The sequence below is a fragment of the Aneurinibacillus sp. UBA3580 genome (genome assembly GCF_002375825.1).
Taxonomy (GTDB): Bacteria; Bacillota; Bacilli; order Aneurinibacillales; family Aneurinibacillaceae; genus Aneurinibacillus; species Aneurinibacillus danicus.
This window is the reverse complement of the sequence record NZ_DFMZ01000082.1, coordinates 1-768: the sequence shown is the minus strand read 5'-3', so window position 1 is coordinate 768 and position 768 is coordinate 1. Positions and strand designations below refer to the sequence as shown.

The following is a 768-nucleotide window of genomic DNA, read 5'->3' as shown; positions in this document are numbered from 1 at the left end:
GGTACGAAGGAAAAGAGGAAAGAAAGCGAGGGAATGATTTCATGGTTTTCACACAAAATGGCGCAGTCCTCAGCATAATTCGTCCTCCCTATTCATAGGATTGTACAAAAAAGCGAGGTGTATCCCATGCTGAAAATGAGCCAAATAAAGCTCCCCATGCTGGCCGGATTTATCTATACTTTCACCATTGTTCTACTCGGTGCCGTCGTTACTTCTCTCATTCTCGCCTTTACCGAAACACGCGAATCTTCCCTTCCGACTGCCGTCTACACGGTAAACGGGCTTGCCCTGTTCGTCGGCGGTTTCGTCTCCGGCAAGCGCGGCGGCATGAAAGGCTGGTACTACGGCGGCATGACTGGCATTCTCTATTCCATCTTCATCACATTGCTCAGCTTCCTCGGCTTCGATGCCAAACTCGGTATAAGCAGCCTCTATCACCTTCTGCTCGCATTCCTGGTTGCGGCAGTCGGGGGAATCATCGGAGTTAACTTGTCGAAGAAATAAGCGCAGCCTATCAAATAGCTTTAAGTTAGTAGAAAAAGGTCCAAAAACTTGACTTGTGCGCTTCCTCATAGAATATAACACGAAAAAAAGCGGGGGGCACCCGCTTCCTTATTATTAGCCTTCTTTATTCCTGTGAAAATTGTGAGGAAAGAAGGGGAGAAAGAGGAAATGAGATCCAGGGAAGAAAAAGGCGTTCGCCTTTTTCTTCATTGAAATCCTCTCCTCCTTCTTTCCTCTCTTTTCCTTCGTACCACAAAAGTCAGC

1 protein-coding gene is annotated in these 768 nt (G+C 47.1%); it reads left to right on the top strand.

All coding sequences use genetic code 11. From position 1 onward, the window contains the following. The first annotated feature begins 126 nt into the window (after nt 1–126). A complete protein-coding gene (locus B2899_RS12370; protein ID WP_286886179.1) occupies nt 127–504 on the top strand; it encodes a TIGR04086 family membrane protein in 378 nt (125 codons plus the stop codon). Nucleotides 505–768: the final 264 nt, after the last annotated feature.

Coding starts and splice junctions, on each gene's coding strand:
- B2899_RS12370 (WP_286886179.1), top strand. CDS start 127: ATGCTGAAAATGAGCCAAATAAAGCTCCCCATGCTGGCCGGATTTATC.